Here is a 16,310-nt window from a genome sequence, read left to right as displayed (position 1 = left end):
CTCTCCTCAACTTTCCCTGCTTTGAAGGGGGTTGTCGCCGTTCTGGAGGGACTTGTCGCCGTTCCGGCGGGTCAGCGACCACATCTGACGGGCCCGCTCGATCTCGACGGACCGCTCCCAGGCCGTGCCGTCCAGGACGGTCAGGCGCAGATCGGCCTTGAGGGCGCGGGCCAGCTCCGGGTCCGCCGCCAGATGCGCGATCAGCTCGCGGACGGTCGGGTGGAGGTCGACGGCGGGTACGGCGGCCCAGGCGAGCCCCAGACCGACCGCCTCTGCGCCCCGCACCCGCCGGGCGAACACGCCCATCGCGGCGGCGGCCGTCGAACCGGCCGCACGACCGAGCAGATGGAGGTGACCGCCGCCCGGGTGGATGCCGACGGCGGCGAAACCGGACACCAGCAGGGCGTCCTGCGCCATCACCCTCAGATCGGCGGCGAGCGCCAGGTTCAGGCCCGCGCCGACCGCCGCGCCGTTGACGGCCGCGACCGTCGGCACGCGCAGGCCGGCGAACCGCCGGAACCCCGCGTACAGCACGTCCAGGCCGTCATAGCCCTCGTCCGCGCGCGCCGAGCGCAGTGAGGCCAGTACGTCGGTGTCCGCGCCCGAGCAGAACGCGCGCCCGGTGCCGGTGATCACCGCCGCCCCCACCTCCGGATCGGCGTCGATCCGGTCGCAGGCGGCGATCAGCGCCTCGGAGGCCCGCGCGTCGAGCGCGTTGCGGGTCTCGGGCCCGTCCAGTGTGATCCAGGCGACGCCGTCCTTCGTCTCCATCTCGATCCGAGTGGCCGCCATCAGAACACCAGCCCTGCGGTGTCGACGCGCGCCCCGGCGAAGCGCTCCAGACGCAGCGCGCCGATGTCGACGCTGCGCACACCGCCGCCGACGATCTCCTCGGTCACCAACTGCCCCGCCACCGGGGCCTGGATGACCCCGTGCCCGGAGAATCCGCAGGCGTTGACCCAGCCCGGCGCGCCGGGGGCCTCGCCCAGTACGGGATGGTGGTCGGGGGTGTTCTCGTACGTCCCCGCCCAGCATCCGGCGCGGTCCAGCGGCAGATCGGCCAGCCACGGGAAGCGGGCGGCGCCCAGTTCCAGCACCTTCTCCATCCACGGCCAGTCGACGCTGTCGTTGTGGCCGTCGACCTCGTCCGGCTTGGCTCCGGCGAACAGCAGCCGGTCGCCCTCACTGCGCAGGTAGATCCCGGAGCCCACATCGATGGTCATGGGCAGCGGGTCGGCCAGCGCGCCGGGCGCGGTGGCGTAGATGTTGCGCCGTGAGTGCACCACCGGGACCTCCAGGCCCGCCAGCGTGGCCACCTCGCCGCCCCAGCCGCCGGCCGCGTTGACGACGTACCGGCAGTCGACGCTCTCGCCACCGGCGGTGACCCGCCAGCCGTCACCGGCCCGCTCGACCGAGGTGACGCGCCGGCGGAAGCGGACCCGGGCGCCCAGGGCGCGGGCCATCGTCAGCCAGGCGCCCGTGGCCAAGTGCGGGTCGATGACCCCGTCGGCCGGGCCCCAGGTCGCCCCGGCGATGCCGTCGGCCGAGAACGGGGTGATGGCCTGGGCGGCGGCGACATCGAGTACGTCGACGGGCACGCCGTGCGCCCGCTGGAGCTCCACGGCCTTCAGATGGTCCGCCCAGGCGTGCTCGGGGACCAGCAGGAGGTAGCCGGACGCCCGGTAGCCGATGTCGAATCCATGGGTCTGCTCGAAGTCGCGGTAGGTCTGGATGCTCCGCCACGACAGGTCGATGTTGAGGGTGTCCGCCCACTGGGCGCGGACCGACGCGAAGGACCGGCCGCTGCTGCCCTCCGCCGGGCCGTCGAACGCCTCCAGGACAGTGACGTTCAGCCCACTGCGGGCGAGATGAAATGCACAACTGGCGCCAACGATCCCGGCGCCCACGACAACGACGTCAGTGCGGTTCCGCTCGGTCATCTGACCTCCGTCCATCGGGATGCCAGGACGCTACGGCCAGGTGGCGCCACGGCGCTTCGGAGCGGAGACGGGAACCCGGCCCCCGGGTTCCTACAGGTGTCGAAACTCCCCGGTTCGGCCGCGCGACGGCACGGAACGCCACTGTCCCGCTCCGGCACACCGGAGCGGGACAGCCGCGACTGAAACCCTTATTCGGAAACCTTGTACGGAGATCTTGTACGGAGATCTTTGCCGGGACGTGCTACCCGGACGGGTTGGTGGACCGGATCTGCAGGACCACTCCCGCGCCCTCGCCCGCGGTGTCGAAGTAGGTGAACCCGCTGCCGTCCGGCCGGCGCCCGCGCAACAGGACGTCCAGGCCGAGATCGACCGCCCGGTCCTCGGCCGCGTCGCAGGTGGGCACGGTGAAACCGAGGTGGAAGACCCCCTCGCCGCGTGTCTCCAGAAAGTCCCGCTGGGGGCTCCGCCCCTTCCCCGGCCGGCACAGCTGGAGCTGTACGTTGCCGAGGTCGGCGTACTTGTACGTGAGGTCGAGGAACGCGTCCTGGTCAGGCACCCGCAGGTCGTCCTTGAATGCCTCCAGGGACGGGAAGTCGTTCCAGGGACCGATCCCCTTGGATTCGTAGTACGCGACGGACTTCTCGATGTCGCGCACGACGACGCAGATGTGGTGCAACGTCCGGAACACCGGTGTGTCGCTCACGAGGTGTGCTCCTTTCCGCCCGCCGGGTTCCACTGGAAGCCGGTACGGGCCACGACTCCGGGCCTGAGCCGCTCGTCGGGGCCGTAGTCCTCGGCGGGGTGGAAGAACAGGGGCATGGTGTCCTCCAGGGTCAGCAGGCGCTTGCCGTAATCCTCCAGGTACGTCTCCCGCTCCTCGGGCGATACCCGGCCCGGCATCCAGGCGACGTACGGCGGCAGGACGTCGAATCCGAGGTAGCGGAAGATCCCGTTGTGGACGGGCCACAGGATGTGGTTGATGTCACCGTCGATACCGTCCGGCTCGTACAGGCTCGACGCCGTGCCGGTGGTCACGCACACCATGGCGCGTCGGCCCCTGAGCATTCCGGTGTCGTACTTCCGCCCGGCCCCGTAGGCGAAACCGCGGGCCATCGTGCGGTCGACCCACCCCTTGAGGATGGCGGGCATGCCGAACCACCACAGCGGGAACTGGAAGATGACCAGGTCGCTCCAGGTGACCTTGTCCTGCTCTCCCCGGACGTCGGCCGGGGTGAGCCCGGACTCCGACACACGTGTCTGTTCCTTGGAGACATCGAGGAAACCGGGGTCGAGCCGCGTTCCGGGAAAGTCGTCGGCGTCCAGGGCGGCCTTCCAGCCGAGCCGGTACAGATCGCTCACCACCACCTCGTGCCCGGCCTGTTCGAGCACCCGCACGGCTTCGTCCCTCAGGGCGCCGTTGAACGAGTGGGGTTCCGGGTGGGCGAATACGATCAGCACGTTCACGAGGGGATTCTCCGTGGTTGGGCCGTGCGCCGGCGTCGAGCGGGAAGAGCGGGAGCGGAAGGCCGGGCGAGCGTTCCGGCCCACACCGTCCCGGGCCGACACTCCCGATCCGCGAAGTATGCCGTTCCCGCTCCTCTGCGAAGTGTGCCGTTCCGCACCCTCGGCCGTCAATGGTCAGGCCATTGACCGCCGACCGTCACGGCGTACGGCCCCGGAGAAAACCCCGGCCGGATATTTGCGTATGAGCGCAAGTAGCTGGCACACTGCTCGCGGCATGCTGTCCGACATTCCGTACGGATGGGCACATGCCACGCCGAACGGCCCCTGTCGCACCGGACGCGTACCAACGCCCCGTATCACCGAATGGAGGCAGCCATGGGCGAAGACCCTCCGAGTCCGCGCTGCCTCACCGGCAGTCTCTGACCTTTCCCGCCCCCCGCCTCACGGCTCCGCCCGCCCGCCGTCCCTCCGCGGGTCGGGAGAGCCGCGTCGGGGCGCTTCCTGTCTTTTTCTCTCCATGCCGGGCCGGTCACATCGGGTGCGCGTTCGCGCCCCGGCGCGTGCTGTGCACACAGTGTGGTCGGAGGTTTGTATGACGTCGTTCCGGACGAACACCGATGCCCCACGGGCGCCGCTCTTCTCCCGGTTCGCGGGCCGTCTCTCCCGTATGACCTGGGTGGATGTGGTGGTCGCCGCGGCCGTCCTCGTCCTGCTCTATCTCGTGCTGCGGGTCGGGCAGGGGACCACGGTCCGCTTCTCCACCGAGCGGTCGGTCAGAGTCGACACCGACCCGTCCCAGCTGCCCTACGACGCGGCGCGCTCGCTGCTGCGCATGTTCGTCGCGCTGGCCGCGTCGACCGTCTTCACCTTCGTGTACGCCTATGCCGCGGCCAAGAGCCGCCGCCTGGAACGGATCCTGATCCCGGCCCTGGACATCCTCCAGTCCGTGCCGGTGCTCGGCTTCCTGACCGTGGCCGTGACCGGGTTCATCGCCCTGTTCCCCGGCTCGGTGCTGGGCCTCGAATGTGCGTCGATCTTCGCGATCTTCACCTCGCAGGCGTGGAACATGACGTTCGGTTTCTACCACTCCCTCACCTCGCTGCCGCGTGAACTCGACGAGCTGTCACGGTCGTTCCGCTTCACCAAGTGGATGCGGTTCTGGAAGGTCGAAGTGCCGTCCGGGATGATCGGGCTGGTCTGGAACGGCATGATGAGCTTCGGTGGCGGCTGGTTCTTCCTCGTCGCGTCCGAGGCGATCAGTGTCAACAACAAGGACTACGCGCTGCCCGGCATCGGGTCGTACGCCGGAGCCGCCATCACCGACGGTGACCTCGGCAAGGTCGGCTGGGCCATCCTCACCATGGCCGTCATGGTCATCGGTGTGAACTTCCTGTTCTGGCGTCCGCTGACCGCCTGGGCGGAGAAGTTCAAGAACGAGCAGTCCGAGGCCACCGAGGTCCAGCGTTCGGTCGTGCTCGATTTCCTGCGCCGCTCCCACTGGCCCCATCTGCTCGGCAAGACGCTGCGCCCCGTAGGACGGGGGCTGAGCCGGGCGGCCCGCGCCTTCGGCACCGACGACCGGCCGCTGACCGTCGACCCCGCCCGGCAGCGCACCGGCGACATCACCTTCGCGCTCGTCGCGGGAGCACTGATCCTGTGGGGCCTGATCGACCTCGGCCGCTACCTCGACGACCACACCGGTCTCGGTGTCTTCGGCGAACCACTGCTGCTGGGCCTGGTCACCCTCGCCCGTGTGATCGTGCTGGTCGCCGTCGCGACCGTCGTCTGGGTCCCGATCGGTGTGAAGATCGGCTTCTCGCCGCGGCTGACCCGCATCGCCCAGCCCGTCGTCCAGGTCCTGGCGTCCTTCCCCGCCAACTTCCTCTTCCCGCTGGCCGTCTGGTTCTTCCTGAGGACCGGGCTGTCCATCAACGTCGGCGGCATCCTGCTGATGGCGCTCGGCGCCCAGTGGTACATCCTCTTCAACACCATCGCCGGCGCCATGTCGATCCCGTCCGACCTGCGCGAGGCAATGGACGACCTGGGGGTACGCGGCCTCCAGCGCTGGAAGCGGCTGATCCTGCCCGGGATCTTCCCCTCGTACGTCACCGGTGGCATCACCGCGTCCGGCGGCGCCTGGAACGCCTCGATCGTCGCCGAGGTCGTCACCTTCGGCGGCACCACGCTGACCGCCACCGGCCTGGGCGCGTACATCGCGAAGGCCACCGCGAGCGGCGACTACCCGCACCTCATCGCGGGTGTGGCGGTGATGAGCCTGTACGTCGTCGGCCTCAACCGTCTGTTGTGGCGCCGCCTGTACCGGCTCGCCGACAGCCGTTACGCCCTCTGAGACCCCCCACAGACTTCCCTTCTGGAGACCGTCATGGCACTGAAGATCCTCCGCAGGCTCCGCGCCACCACCGCCCCCGCCGCCAAGCCGCCGCGCGCCGCCGACGGCGACATCCTGCTCGAAACCACCGGCCTCACCAAGACCTACGCGGGCGCCGACGGCGAGCTGCCCGTCCTCGCCGGTATCGACCTCCAGGTGCGCGCCGGTGAAGTGGTCGCGCTGCTCGGCAAGTCCGGTTCCGGCAAGTCCACACTGCTGCGCTGCCTGGCCGGGCTCATCCCGGCCAGCTCCGGCACCGTCTCCTACCGGGGCGAACCGCTGACCGGGGCGAACCCCGGCACCGCCATGGTCTTCCAGACCTTCGCGCTGCTGCCCTGGCTCACCGTCCAGCAGAACGTCGAACTCGGCCTGGAGGCCCGCGGCGTACCCGCCGACGAGCGCGGTGAGGCCGCCGTCCAGGCCATCGACCTGATCGGCCTGGACGGCTTCGAATCCGCCTACCCCAAGGAGCTGTCCGGCGGGATGCGCCAGCGGGTCGGCTTCGCGCGGGCGCTGGTCGTCGAGCCGGACGTCCTGATGATGGACGAGCCCTTCTCCGCCCTCGACGTGCTGACCGCGGAGAACCTGCGCGGTGAGCTGATGGAGCTGTGGGAGTCCGGCCAGTTCCCCACCCGCGCCATCGTGCTGGTCACCCACAACATCGAGGAAGCCGTCCTGATGGCGGACCGGATCGTCGTCCTCGGCTCGCGCCCCGGCACCATTCGCGAGACCTTCCGGGTCGGCCTCGACCGGCCGCGCGACCGCGACTCGCCCTCCTTCGAGGACCTCATCGACCGCGTCTACCGTGTGATGACCGGCCGCGCCAAGGAGACCCGTATCCCCGGTCGGGCCGACGGCGTCGGGCTCGACAAACGCACCACCGCCAACACCCCGCTGCCCCTGGCCGGTGTCGACGGGCTCTCCGGGCTCGCCGAGATGGTCGCCCACCGGGACGGACGCTGCGACCTGGCCGACCTCGCCGACGAGCTCGGCCTGGAGATCGACGACGTACTCCCGCTGGTGGACGCCCTCGAACTGCTCGGCTTCGCCACGATCAGCGACGACGACCTGCTGCTCACCGAACGCGGCACCGCCTACGCCGGAGCCGATGTCCAGCGGTCCAAGACGATCTTCGCCGAGGCAGCCCTGGGCGCGCCACTGGTCAAGCTGATCACCACCAGTCTGCGGCAGAACCCCGACGGCACCCTGCGCGCCGGGTTCTTCCGCGACGTGCTCGCCCACCACTACACCAGCGAACAGGTCACCCAGCAGCTGGAGACCGCCACCGACTGGGGACGTTATGCCGAGCTGTACGCGTACGACGCCGACCCGCAGGAGTACCGCCTCGACAACGGCGCGGCGGGCACCGCGCCGCAACCCTGAGCCCTGAGCCCTGAGCCCTGAGCCCTGAGTACGGTGCTTCTCGGTCTCAGTGCTCGGTGGCCGGTCGCGGGGCCCGCGCAGCCCGTCGCGTACGCGCGGGCCGTTCCTGCGCGACGGCCGCCGGCGCGGGGGCCGCGCCTGCCTCCTCGGCGCCCCGTTCCTCGGCGGCGTTCGCCACCAGCGACGCCTCCTCCAGCAGGCCGCGCACCCGCGCGGCCGCCCGGTAGTGGATACGTGTGCCCTCGCGCCGGGAGTCGACCAGCCCGGCCGCCCGCAGTTTCGCCAGATGCTGGGAGGTCGCGGCGACATGCGCGCCGAGCAGCTCCGCGAGCGCGCTCACCGGCAGCTCCTGCCCGCTCAGCGCCCACAACAGCCGGTAGCGCGACGGATCCGCCACCGCCTTGAGCACGGCGACCGCCCGGTCGGCACCGGCCGCGTCCCACGACGTAACTTGCGTCCCCATGCAAATATGGTAAACCGGCGGTCGGCACACACCGACCGGACTTGTCGGTAGCCTGCGGCGATGACAACACGGCACCCCGGGTATTGCTCCTGGGCCACGGGGCCCGATGGCGCGCCGCGTCCCACCGGCCCGCCGACGGCACGTCTGCCGCAGCGGGCCGGTGGCGAGCCGGATCAGCGGGTTCCGGAGACCCGGTGCTCCTTCAGAGCGGCGCAGTTGGAGTTCTCCACCGACACGTACGCGTTGTCGATGCTGCCGCCCCAGCTCACGCAGTAGCCCTTGCCGTAGGCCGAGGCCGGGCCCGCGTACGACGCGTACGTCCCGGAGTCGCCGGCCGAGTCACCGGTGGCGGGAACGTAGATGTACGTGGACATGTACGTGGCCGTGCCCGGGTTGGTGCGGATGGTCGCGACGCAGTTCCTGCCGTTCGAGGAGTTGTACGTCAGGTAGACCGTGCCCACCACACCGATCGGGGCCGAGTTCACCGTCCGGTAGGCGCTACCGCAGACATCCTGCGGTGTGACGTTGGGTGCCGCGAAGGCGGCCGGACCGAACGCGGAGGCGGCGCCCAACACCAGTGCGGTTATCGCCCCGGCTGTCGCGACCCTGCGTGTGATTCCCATGTTTCCCCCTTGCATCGTCGAGAGCGGCTGCTCCCACCTGATGTGACCCGCGAACCACACATATGGTTGTGCCGGATTCGCATCAAATCCCTTAGCAGGGAGGAAAGTTCATCGCGCAGCGGGTCGAACGCCAGGTCGGGATCCGACGATGCCGCCGCAGACCTTTCACCGCCCCGGATCATTCACCGCCCCGATCAACCGGACGCGCAGACCGTACCGTTGAGCGTGAAGCCACCGGGAGCGGCGGTGTTGCCGCCGTGGCTCGCCTGGTAGCCGATGCTCACACTCGCGTTCGGAGCGATCAGGCCGTTGTACGAGGCACTGGTGGCCGTCACCGCACCGGAAGCCGGTGCGTACGTGGCGCCCCAACCATTGGTGATCGTCTGTCCGGACGGCAGGGGGAAGCCCAGCGTCCAGCCGTTCACCGCGGTGGTGCCGGTATTGGTGATCGTCACGGAAGCGGTCAGGCCGGTGCTCCAGGCGCTGGTGGTGGCCGTGACCCGACAGGTCCCGGGCTGCGGTTCGGGACCGGGGCCAGGGCCGGGATTTCCGCTGTCCAGGCCGAAGAAGGTGAGCACACGGGCCGCCATACCGCCGGTGACCAGGTTGTGCCCCACGCCCTGGAGGCTGATGGCCTCGACAGGGGCCTGGTCACCGGTGGAGCCGTAGCGCGTCCGGGTCCAGCCCGACTGGGGCGTATCGGTCCGGGCGGGCGACTGGCCGACACCGAGCACATTCGTCCACTGCTTGATCTCCTCCCCGAAATTGGGGTAGCGCAGCACGTCGTCCGTGGTGCCGTGCCAGACCTGCATACGCGGCCGGGGCCCGGTGTAGCCGGGATGGGCGGCGCGGGCCAGGTCGCCCCACTCCTGCGGCGTACGGGACACAACGCCGTTCGCGCAGTCGCTGTTCCACTCGGAGCCGTTGGTGGTGGCGAAACACCCGAACGGCACCCCCGCGAACGCCGCGCCCGCCGCGAACACATCGGGATAGTCGCCCAGCAGCACGTTGGTCATCATCGCGCCGGACGAGATGCCGGTGGCGAAGACCCTGTCGGGGTCGGTGTCGTACGTACGGGCCACCCAGTCGACCATGGACTTGATGCCGACGGGGTCGCTGCCGCCGCCCCGGCGCAGCGCCTGGGGCGAGGAGACGTCGAAGCACTTGCTGCTGCGTGTGACCGACGGATAGACCACGATGAACCCGTAGCGGTCCGCCAGAGAGGCGTATTCGGTGCCGGAATACATCGCGGGACCGGACCCCGTGCAGTAGTGCACGGCCACCAGGACCGCCGGACGCGTGGCAACGTTGTCCGGCACGTAGAGATACATCTGAAGGTTGCTGGGGTTGGCGCCGAAGCCCGTCACCTCGGTGAGCGACGCGGCGGCGCCCCTCTCGCTCCCCCGGGGCGCGGCAGCGGTCGCGGGAGCGGCGAGGAGCAGCGCCGCGAGTAACGGCAGCAGCCCTCCGAACAGCACGAGGAACACCGAACGACGCGGTCTCCCCACGGTTTTGCCGGCAGTGCTGGACATGTCTGGTCCTTCCTGGTCGCGGCTCGTACGGAGTCGCCCCCGCCCGAGCGCACAGGGGCCCCGGACAGCATCGTGGCATGACCATGACTGTCATGGAAGCGCTCCCACACCCTTGGATGATCCCCCGCCCCCATGCCCCCGCCGACCCCGCCTCCTTCACGATCGGCATCGCGTTCTTCGCGATCCGCATCACGATCCGGTCTCGGGATCCCCCCAGGCACTTGCTTTTCCTGCGTGAAATCGATTCCAATCCTCGTGTAATCGATTCCACGAGGAGGTGGACCGACGATGGCGGCCATCAAGGACGTCGCGGCCGAGGCCGGTGTCTCCGCCGCCACGGTGTCCCGCGTACTCAACGGCCATCCGTCGGTCAGCCCGGAATCCCGCGCCCGGGTGCTCGCCGCCGTCGACGCGCTGGGGTACCGGCCCAACGCGGTGGCCCGCTCCCTGCGGACCGACGAGACCCGCACCCTCGGCCTGGTCATCAGCGATGTGCTCAACCCGTACTTCACCGCCCTGGCCCGAGCCGTCGAGGAGGAGGCGCGGGCCCTCGGCTACAGCGTGATCATCGGAAACGCCGACGAGCGCCCCGATCTCCAGGACCACCACATCCGTACGCTGCTGGACCGCCGGATCGACGGGCTGCTCCTGTCCCCCGCGGGCCCCGGAGCCGAGCTGATACTCGACGCGGTGCGTGGTGGCACCCCGGTCGTCTTCGTGGACCGGTGGATCCACGGGGTGGACGTGCCGGTCGTCCGGGCGGACGGGCGCGCCGCCGTCCGGGAGCTGGTCGGCCATCTGCTGGCGCTCGGCCACCGCAGGCCGGCGATCATCGCGGGCCCCGCGTCCACCACCACCGGCAAGGAGCGCGTCGACGCGTTCCGCGCGGCGCTCGCCGACCACGGGGTGGCGCTGCCGGACGCTTACATCGGCCAGGGCGACTTCCAGGCCGAGAGCGGACGGCTGGCCGCCGAGCGCTTCCTCGATCTGCCGCGGCCGCCGGACGCGGTGTTCGCCGCCGACAATCTGATGGCGCTCGGCGCGCTCGACGCGTTCCGCGCCCGGGGGCTGCGCGTCCCCGAGGACATCGCGCTCGCGGCCTTCGACGACATCCCCTGGTTCGTCCACACGGACCCGCCGGTCACCGCCATCGCACAGCCGACGGACGAGCTGGGCCGGGCCGCCGTACGGGCACTGGCCGAAAACATCGCCGGCCGCGAACCGCCGTCCGTGACCCTGCCCGCCCGGCTGGTCGTGCGCCGCTCGTGCGGCGCGAATCCCCCACCGGGACCACCCGGTCCCGTACCGCCGGAACACATCGAACACACCCCCTCAGCACGATCGCAAAGGAGCGACCCGTGAGTCACCCGGACGAGTTGCTGCGTGTCGAAGGGATACGCAAGACCTTCCCCGGCGTGGTGGCGCTCGACAGCGTCGACTTCGATCTGCGCCGCGGCGAGGTGCACGTCCTCCTCGGCGAGAACGGCGCCGGCAAGAGCACACTGATCAAGATGCTCTCCGGTGCCTACCGGCCCGACAGCGGCCGGGTACTCGTCGGTGGGGAGGAAGTACGTATCCACGGCGCGCAGGACGCGGAACGGCTCGGCATCGCCACCATCTACCAGGAGTTCAACCTCGTCCCCGATCTGACGGTGGCCGAGAACATCTTCCTGGGGCGCCAGCCGCGCCGCTTCGGCCTCATCGACCGCAAGAAGATGGAGGCCGACGCCGCCGCGCTGCTGAAACGCGTCGGCGTCACCACACCGCCCCACACCAAGGTCCGCGAGCTGGGCATCGCCCGGCTCCAGATGGTCGAGATCGCCAAGGCCCTCAGCCTGGACGCGCGCGTGCTGGTGATGGACGAGCCGACCGCCGTGCTGACCTCCGAGGAGGTGGAGAAGCTCTTCCGCATCGTGCGCGCCCTGCGCGAGGAGGGGGTGGGCATCGTCTTCATCACCCACCACCTGGAGGAGATCGCGGCGCTCGGCGACCGGGTCACCGTGCTGCGCGACGGCCGCAGTGTCGGTCAGGTGCCCGCGTCGACACCCGAGGACGAACTCGTCCGCCTCATGGTGGGCCGCAGCATCGACCAGCAGTACCCGCGCCTGCGCGGGGAGACCGGCGACGCCCTGCTCAGTGTGGACGGGCTGACCCGGCAGGGCGTCTTCCACGACGTGGGGTTCGAGGTGCGGGCCGGTGAGGTCGTCGGCATCGCCGGGCTGGTGGGCGCGGGCCGCACCGAGGTCGTACGGGCGGTGTTCGGCGCCGACGACTACGACACCGGCACCGTGCGGGTCGGGGGGACCCCCCTGCCCCGGTACGACGTCGGCGCGGCGACCGCCGCGGGGATCGGCCTCGTACCCGAGGACCGCAAGGGCCAGGGCCTGCTGCTCGACGCCTCCGTGGCGGAGAACCTCGGCCTGGTCACCCTGCGCTCCGCGACCCGGGGCGGGCTGGTGGACCGCAAGTCCCAGCACACCGCCGCCGCCCGGATGGCCGGACAGCTCGGCGTACGGATGGCGGGGCTCGACCAGCGGGTGGGCACCCTGTCCGGCGGCAACCAGCAGAAGGTCGTCATCGGCAAGTGGCTGCTGGCCGATATCCGGGTGCTGATCCTGGACGAGCCGACGCGCGGTATCGACGTCGGCGCGAAGGTCGAGATCTACCAGCTCATCAACGAACTCACCGCCGCGGGCCACGCCGTACTGATGATCTCCAGCGATCTGCCCGAAGTGCTCGGTATGAGCGACCGGGTGCTGGTGATGGCCCAGGGCCGGATCGCCGGTGAACTCACCGCCGGCGAGGCCACCCAGGACGCGGTGATGGCGCTCGCCGTGAGCACCGGCCCGCCCCCGGCCGGCCCGACGACCCGCACCATCACCGGTAAAAACGGCAAAGCCGACGAAGAAAACGAAGAAGGAGTGGAGGGCTCCCGTGGCCACTGACACGCTCAAGAGCGACAAGAACACACCGGGCGGCGGTGGCGCCCCGGGGCTCCGCCGTCTCCTCCTCGACAACGGCGCCCTGAGCGCCCTGGTGGTCCTGGTGGTGGCGATGTCGCTGCTGTCGGGCGACTTCCTGACCACCCAGAACCTGCTGAACGTCGGTGTGCAGGCCGCCGTGACCGCGATCCTCGCGTTCGGTGTCACCTTCGTCATCGTCACAGCGGGCATCGACCTGTCGGTCGGTTCGGTGGCGGCGCTCTCCGCGACCGTACTGGCCTGGTCGGCGACGTCCGAGGGCGTGCCGGTGTGGCTCGCCGTCATCCTCGCCGTCGCCACCGGCATAGCGTGCGGGTTCGTCAACGGCGCGCTCGTCTCGTACGGCAAACTCCCGCCGTTCATCGCCACACTGGCCATGCTCTCGGTGGGCCGCGGGCTCTCCCTGGTGATCTCGCAGGGCAGCCCGATCGCCTTCCCCTCCTCGGTCTCGCGGCTGGGTGACACGCTCGGCGGCTGGCTGCCCGTGCCGGTCCTCGTGATGATCGTGATGGGGCTGATCACCGCGGTGATCCTGGGCCGTACCTACCTCGGCCGTTCCATGTACGCGATCGGCGGCAACGAGGAGGCGGCGCGCCTCTCCGGGCTGCGGGTGAAGCGCCAGAAGATCGCCGTCTACGCCCTGTCCGGGCTGTTCGCCGCCGTCGCGGGCATCGTGCTCGCGTCCCGGCTCTCCTCCGCGCAGCCGCAGGCCGCGCAGGGATACGAACTCGACGCGATCGCCGCGGTCGTCATCGGCGGCGCCAGCCTGTCGGGCGGGGTCGGCAAGGCGTCCGGCACCCTGATCGGCGCGCTGATCCTCGCGGTGCTGCGCAACGGCCTCAACCTGCTGTCGGTGTCGGCGTTCTGGCAGCAGGTCGTCATCGGTGTCGTCATCGCCCTCGCGGTGCTGCTCGACACGGTCCGCCGACGCGCCGGGTCGACTCCCGGCGCGGGCGCCGCCGCCGGTACGGGCGGGCCCGGGGCCAAGAAGGCACAGGCGGTGAAGTACACGGTTGCCGCGGTGCTGGTGGCTGCCGTCATCGGCGGTGTCTCCTTCTGGAACAACGGCTCCTCCGGTTCCACGACCAAACTGGGCATGTCGGTCTCCACCCTCAACAACCCGTTCTTCGTACAGCTGAAGGAAGGCGCCCAGGCCGAGGCGAAGGCGCGCGGTGTGGACCTCACCGTCACCGACGCGCAGAACGACGCCTCCCAACAGGCCAACCAGATCCAGAACTTCACCAGCGAGGGCATGTCGTCGGTCATCGTCAACCCGGTCGACTCGGACGCGGCGGGCCCCTCGGTCCGCGCCGCCAACAAGGCGGACATCCCGGTGATCGCCGCCGACCGCGGTGTCAACAAGGCGGATATCGCGGCGCTGGTCGCCTCCGACAACGTCGCGGGCGGCGAACAGGCGGCGAGGACACTGGCCGAGAAGCTCGGTGGAAAGGGCCGGATCGTGGTCCTCCAGGGCACGGCCGGCACCTCCGCCAGCAGGGAGCGCGGCGCGGGCTTCGCCCAGGGCATCAAGGCGTACCCGGGTATCGAGGTCGTCGCGAAGCAGCCCGCGGACTTCGACCGCACCAAGGGCCTCGATGTGATGACGAACATGCTCCAGGCGCACAGCGATGTGAACGGTGTGTTCGCCGAGAACGACGAGATGGCACTCGGCGCGATCAAGGCGCTGGGCTCCAGGGCCGGTACGTCGATCCCGGTCGTGGGCTTCGACGGCACACCCGACGGGCTGAAGGCGGTCGAGGCGGGCACCCTGTACGCGTCGGTGGCCCAGCAACCCCGTGAGCTGGGCAAACTGGCCGTACGCAACGCCATCGAGGCCGCCGAGGGCAAGAAGACCGACGCGACGGTGAAGGTGCCGGTGAAGGTGGTCACGGCGAAGAACGTGGCCGACTTCTCCTGACGGCCGCCCGCCGTCGGCTTCCACCGCCCGCCGTCGGCTTCCGCCGCTGACAGCACCACAGGCCCGTACCACCAAGGAAACGGAGAGAGACAGCGATGTACGACTACGACCTGCTGGTCGTGGGGTCGGCCAACGCCGATCTGGTGATCGGCGTCGAGCGGCGCCCCCGCCCCGGCGAGACCGTCCTCGGTTCCGACCTGTCGGTCCACCCGGGCGGCAAGGGCGCCAACCAGGCCGCCGCCGCCGCGCGTCTCGGCGCCCGTACGGCGCTGCTGGCGCGAGTCGGCGACGACGACCACGGCCGGCTGCTGCTCGACGCGCAGCGCGCGGCCGGTGTCGACACGGCGGGGGTACGGTCCGGCGGGGCGCCCACCGGGGTCGCGCTGATCACCGTCGACCCGTCCGGGGACAACAGCATCGTGGTGTCCCCGGGCGCCAACGCCCGGCTCTCCCCCCAGGACGTACGGGACGCGGCGGAGCTGCTGGCGGCCTCGCGCGTGGTCTCCGCCCAGCTGGAGATCCCGCTGGAGACGGTCACCGAGGTGGTACGGGGGCTGGCGCCCGGCACGCGCTTCGTCCTCAACCCCTCGCCCCCGGTGGCGCTGCCCGCCGAGATCCTCGCGGCCTGCGATCCGCTGATCGTCAACGAGCACGAGGCGCGGGTCGTGCTCGGCGCGACGGCGGACGCCGAGGGCGCCGGGGGCGCCCCGGTGGGGAACGAACCCACCGACTGGGCGCGGGCACTGCTCGCGCTGGGCCCGCGCTCGGTGGTCATCACCCTGGGCTCGCGCGGAGCGCTGGTGGCGGACGCCCGTACCACCGCGCTCGTACCGTCCATGCCGGTGCGGGCCGTGGACACGACGGGTGCCGGTGACGCGTTCACCGCCGCGCTGGCCTGGCGGCTCGGCGCCGGTGAGGAGCTGATCACGGCGGCCGCCTACGCCGCGCGGGTCGGCGCCGTGACGGTCACCCGCGCGGGTGCCCAGGCGTCGTTCCCGACGGCGGCGGAGGTCGCGGCGCTCACGGACATGACCCCGCGGGAACCGTCCGGCGCGTCGGCGTGGGAGGTGTCCCGGTGAAGAAAACGGGAATCCTCAACCGCCATCTCTCGGGAGCCCTCGCCGAACTCGGCCATGGTGACGGGGTGTTGGTCTGCGACGCGGGCATGCCCATCCCCACCGGACCGCGCGTGGTGGATCTGGCCTTCCTGCCCGGGATACCGTCCTTCGCCCAAGTGCTGGACGGGCTGCTGGCGGAGCTGGTCGTGGAAGGCGCGACGGCCGCCCACGAGATACGGCGGGCGAACCCGGAGGCGGCGCGGCTGCTGGCACCGCTCCCGGACCTCGGCTTCGTCTCGCACGAGGAGCTGAAGAGGCTGTCGGCGGACGCGCGGCTGATCGTCCGTACCGGAGAGGCCCGGCCGTACGCGAACGTACTGCTGCGGTGCGGAGTCTTCTTCTGACCCCGGGCCACCGTCCCGGCCGGGAGGGCTGACAGCGCCTGGGCGGCCGTCGATGCCGGCGCCCTGCTGCGTCGACAGCCGCAGCACACGTGGGTGACACTCCTCCGACGGAACCGGCCGTCGCCGAGAGACCCGGGGCAACCCGTGGTTTCTCG

The 16,310-nt window shown here is 70.6% G+C and carries 14 protein-coding genes; 7 read left to right on the top strand and 7 right to left on the bottom strand.

The annotated features are described in order from the left end of the window. Nucleotides 1-6: 6 nt before the first annotated feature. The 4 genes from ACIP8W_RS26300 to ACIP8W_RS26285 form a co-directional block, all read right to left on the bottom strand. A complete protein-coding gene (locus ACIP8W_RS26300; protein WP_402204885.1) occupies nt 7-792 on the bottom strand; it encodes an enoyl-CoA hydratase-related protein in 786 nt (261 codons plus the stop codon). After that, entirely contained in the window at nt 792-1,940 is a 1,149-nt protein-coding gene (locus ACIP8W_RS26295) for an NAD(P)/FAD-dependent oxidoreductase (RefSeq protein ID WP_401956604.1), read from the bottom strand. Before ACIP8W_RS26295 ends, ACIP8W_RS26300 begins: the two co-directional genes overlap by 1 nt. A gap of 241 nt (nt 1,941-2,181) precedes the next feature. Further along, the gene (locus ACIP8W_RS26290; protein ID WP_401956602.1) at nt 2,182-2,643 is read right to left on the bottom strand and encodes a VOC family protein; all 462 of its coding nucleotides are present in this window, start codon (nt 2,641-2,643) and stop codon (nt 2,182-2,184) included. After that, nucleotides 2,640-3,404 (bottom strand): NAD(P)H-dependent oxidoreductase, encoded by a 765-nt coding sequence (locus ACIP8W_RS26285; protein WP_401956600.1) that lies wholly within the window; start codon nt 3,402-3,404, stop codon nt 2,640-2,642. The genes ACIP8W_RS26290 and ACIP8W_RS26285 overlap by 4 nt, the downstream gene beginning before the upstream one ends. Before the next feature lie 592 nt (nt 3,405-3,996). Between ACIP8W_RS26285 and ACIP8W_RS26280 the strand changes: the two genes are divergently transcribed. Both ACIP8W_RS26280 and ACIP8W_RS26275 read left to right on the top strand, forming a co-directional pair. Further along, complete coding sequence (locus ACIP8W_RS26280) at nt 3,997-5,754, top strand: ABC transporter permease (RefSeq protein ID WP_402204883.1); 1,758 nt, start codon at nt 3,997-3,999, stop codon at nt 5,752-5,754. Between the two features lie 33 nt (nt 5,755-5,787). After that, a complete protein-coding gene (locus ACIP8W_RS26275) occupies nt 5,788-7,176 on the top strand; it encodes a nitrate/sulfonate/bicarbonate ABC transporter ATP-binding protein (protein WP_402204881.1) in 1,389 nt (462 codons plus the stop codon). 46 nt (nt 7,177-7,222) lie between these two features. On the opposite strand, the gene ACIP8W_RS26270 is transcribed toward ACIP8W_RS26275, so the two are convergent. The 3 genes from ACIP8W_RS26270 to ACIP8W_RS26260 form a co-directional block, all read right to left on the bottom strand. Beyond that, nucleotides 7,223-7,639 (bottom strand): ArsR/SmtB family transcription factor, encoded by a 417-nt coding sequence (locus ACIP8W_RS26270; protein ID WP_402204879.1) that lies wholly within the window; start codon nt 7,637-7,639, stop codon nt 7,223-7,225. 173 nt (nt 7,640-7,812) lie between these two features. Further along, nucleotides 7,813-8,262: a spore-associated protein gene (locus tag ACIP8W_RS26265; protein ID WP_401956591.1), complete on the bottom strand. Its 450-nt coding sequence runs from the start codon at nt 8,260-8,262 to the stop codon at nt 7,813-7,815. 194 nt (nt 8,263-8,456) lie between these two features. Further along, the gene (locus ACIP8W_RS26260) at nt 8,457-9,794 is read right to left on the bottom strand and encodes a PHB depolymerase family esterase (protein ID WP_402204877.1); all 1,338 of its coding nucleotides are present in this window, start codon (nt 9,792-9,794) and stop codon (nt 8,457-8,459) included. 288 nt (nt 9,795-10,082) lie between these two features. On the opposite strand from ACIP8W_RS26260, the gene ACIP8W_RS26255 reads away from it, so the two are divergent. From ACIP8W_RS26255 to rbsD, 5 genes are all read left to right on the top strand, one after another. After that, a complete protein-coding gene (locus ACIP8W_RS26255) occupies nt 10,083-11,156 on the top strand; it encodes a LacI family DNA-binding transcriptional regulator (protein ID WP_402204875.1) in 1,074 nt (357 codons plus the stop codon). Beyond that, the gene (locus ACIP8W_RS26250) at nt 11,153-12,739 is read left to right on the top strand and encodes a sugar ABC transporter ATP-binding protein (RefSeq protein ID WP_402204873.1); all 1,587 of its coding nucleotides are present in this window, start codon (nt 11,153-11,155) and stop codon (nt 12,737-12,739) included. Before ACIP8W_RS26255 ends, ACIP8W_RS26250 begins: the two co-directional genes overlap by 4 nt. Beyond that, nucleotides 12,729-14,693, top strand: a complete 1,965-nt coding sequence (locus ACIP8W_RS26245) for a substrate-binding domain-containing protein (protein ID WP_401956582.1) — start codon at nt 12,729-12,731, stop codon at nt 14,691-14,693. The genes ACIP8W_RS26250 and ACIP8W_RS26245 overlap by 11 nt, the downstream gene beginning before the upstream one ends. A 95-nt stretch (nt 14,694-14,788) precedes the next feature. Next, nucleotides 14,789-15,772 (top strand): ribokinase, encoded by a 984-nt coding sequence (locus ACIP8W_RS26240; RefSeq protein WP_401956579.1) that lies wholly within the window; start codon nt 14,789-14,791, stop codon nt 15,770-15,772. Continuing rightward, nucleotides 15,769-16,155 (top strand): D-ribose pyranase, encoded by a 387-nt coding sequence (rbsD, locus tag ACIP8W_RS26235; protein WP_402151920.1) that lies wholly within the window; start codon nt 15,769-15,771, stop codon nt 16,153-16,155. The genes ACIP8W_RS26240 and rbsD overlap by 4 nt, the downstream gene beginning before the upstream one ends. Nucleotides 16,156-16,310: the final 155 nt, after the last annotated feature.

The organism is Streptomyces sp. NPDC088554 (assembly GCF_044752945.1).
Taxonomy (GTDB): Bacteria; Actinomycetota; Actinomycetes; order Streptomycetales; family Streptomycetaceae; genus Streptomyces.
The sequence above is the reverse complement of the archived record's forward strand: the minus strand, read 5'-3'. Positions and strand labels throughout refer to the sequence as shown.